The organism is Mycobacterium sp., from assembly GCF_035697385.1.
Lineage (GTDB): Bacteria > Actinomycetota > Actinomycetes > Mycobacteriales > Mycobacteriaceae > Mycobacterium.
Genome location: NZ_DASSCY010000374.1, coordinates 1 through 2,309 on the forward strand (window position 1 = coordinate 1; position 2,309 = coordinate 2,309).

3 protein-coding genes are annotated in these 2,309 nt (G+C 65.2%); all 3 read left to right on the forward strand.

The window, feature by feature from the left end; translation table 11 throughout:
* Positions 1–275: hypothetical protein (locus VFH65_RS31025; RefSeq protein WP_353327210.1), on the forward strand; the 275-nt coding region annotated here is incomplete at its 5' end.
* Positions 275–709, forward strand: coding sequence for a TadE/TadG family type IV pilus assembly protein (locus tag VFH65_RS31030; RefSeq protein WP_353327211.1), 435 nt, complete (start codon positions 275–277; stop codon positions 707–709). The genes VFH65_RS31025 and VFH65_RS31030, both read left to right, overlap by 1 nt.
* Positions 710–720: 11 nt before the next feature.
* Positions 721–1,848, forward strand: a complete 1,128-nt coding sequence (locus VFH65_RS31035; protein WP_353327213.1) for a pilus assembly protein TadG-related protein — start codon at positions 721–723, stop codon at positions 1,846–1,848.
* Positions 1,849–2,309 lie beyond the last annotated feature (461 nt).

Sequence of the window (2,309 nt, forward strand, 5' to 3'; positions counted from 1 at the left end):
GCGTCACATGCCTCGCGCTGACCGCGCAGATCAACGTCGTCACCGGTGACCCGTGGCCGTCACCGCCGCCCCCCTCGTGCAAGGTCCCGAGCATGATTGACCTGAAGCGCTCAGAGGGCCACGCGGCCTGGATCGCTCCAGGCATCCCCGGCGGGTTCGCACCAGGCAATTTCAGCCCGACCAACGGAAACTTCACGATCAAGTCGCAGTCGCTCGTTGGCGGCACCTGGGTGCCGTGCTCGGCGAGCGTCACCGTCTCGGCGAACGCGCAATGATGAAGCTCCTGCACCGCTCAAGCACCGACGGTCGGGGTCAGGCACTCGTCGAGTTCGCGCTGATCCTGCCGATCCTGCTCATCCTCCTGCTCGGCATCCTGGACTTCGGACGCGCGATCGCCGCCTACAACTCGGTGTCCAATGCCGCGCGCAGTGGCGCCCGCGTCGCGATCGTGAACCAGGATCTCACCGCGATCGAGGCCGCGGTCGAGTCGGAGGGCATCAGCCTCGGCGACATCGAAGTCGATTTCGACCCGGACGTCAATGATAAGCCGGCGTGCCCCGCTGACGACTGCTGCCCGCAGATCGGATGCATCGTCGAGGTTCGCGTCACCAGCTCGTATGTCCCGGCAACCCCGATCTTCAGCAACATCGTCGGCACCATCGATGTGAGCTCTGCCACCCGAATGCCGATAGAGAGCGTTTCACCATGAGGTTTCCTGCAATGCGTACTGACCCGAGCGCATCGAAGCGCGGCCAGTCCCTCGTCATCGTCGCTCTGGGCATGGTCGTGCTCGTCGGGATGGTCGGCGTCGTGGTCGACGTCGGCCTGCAGTGGGGCGACAACCGCGCATCGCAGAACGGATCGGACGCCGCCGCTGAGGCTGGCGCCGTGGTCCTCATGCAGTACATGCTCGGCGCGCCGAAGATGGACGCCGACGTCGAGGATGCCGTCGACGCGGTCGCGAACACGAACCAACTCACGATCGACCACGCCGAGTACACCGATTGGCAGGGTCACCCCCTGACGCCTCCCGTCGAGGTGGGATATGGCGGCGGGATCCCGACTGGTGCCCAAGGCGTCCTCGTCGTCGGCACGCGCGCACACGAGACGGTGTTCGCACGCGTTCTCGGAATCTCCGAGCTGAGCGTCTTCACCGACGCCGTTGCCGTGGCCGGCCCGGCCGAGCCGTGCCCTGTGGGAGGCCCGTGTGCCCTGCTTCCTGTGACCATCCCGACCACAATCGTTACGTGCGATGGCCAGAACAAGTCCCTCGCCACCCTCGATCCGTGGATCGGCCCTTCGGAAGATCCAAGTGATCCGCCGCCCCCGCAGTACATCATTCCGCTCTGCGGGAACAACCCCGGCAGCGTCGGCTGGATCGACTGGACGCCTCCGGCGGGCGGTAACGATGAGCTGGCGAAGCAGATCTGCGATCCGCACCCGATCGACCTGGACCTGCCGGATTGGTACTACGTCACCTCGACGGGAAACACCAACTCGTCAACGGTTCAGGACTGCTGGGACAAGTGGATCGGCAAGGTCATCATGTTCCCGTTGTTCGAGGACACCTGCAAGACAGATCCGGGCGAGAACACGGAGTGCACAGATCCGGCGCCAATCGGCGGCCAGAACCAGTGGTATTACTTCCCGTCCGCCGCGGCGCTCACGTTGACGGGTGCGTATGTGAACGGAAACAACTCCGACATCTGTGACCCATCCGGCGGCAATGGCGCGACCACGTGCCTGATCGGGACATTCGTTGACACCGCCATCACCGGCAAGGTGACGGAGTGGGATAACACCGCGGATCCGCTGAGCCAGTTCTTCTCGGTCCAGCTGATCCAGTAGCGGAGTCAGCGAGTCGGCTGGGCCTCGAGCCGTGGGTTGGTTGTCGCGTGCGCTCGTCGCGCGCGCGCCCACCCAATCGCAGCGACAACGGCAGTCAGCGCGCCGGCAATCGGCCCAACCACGGTCGGACCATGCACCACTGATGCGACTGTCGCACCGAGATACCAGGCGAAGTAGCTCCACAGAAGGAGCGCGGTAAGCCGTCGAGTCATGCGCCGATGGTCGGGTGCTACGTCAGTTGGCACCATCCCTCATTGGTACCGGCCCGCCGTCACCGCGGTCCTGCATCTCAGGCTCGCCGAGTCGCCTATGCTCCGGCGATGTCTCGTTTCGTTCGGGTCGAGAACGTGACGCGCGGCACGGTGGTCGCCGAACGATGCCGCGTCGCGCAGGGCATCCGGCAACGGATCTTCGGGCTCCATCTGTGGCCGGAGCTGCAACCTGGGGAAGGGCTGCTGCTG

What these genes read in the sequence shown, in the direction of transcription:
- VFH65_RS31030 (WP_353327211.1), top strand. Translation starts at nt 275, where the DNA reads ATGAAGCTCCTGCACCGCTCAAGCACCGACGGTCGGGGTCAGGCACTC.
- VFH65_RS31035 (WP_353327213.1), top strand. Translation starts at nt 721, where the DNA reads ATGCGTACTGACCCGAGCGCATCGAAGCGCGGCCAGTCCCTCGTCATC.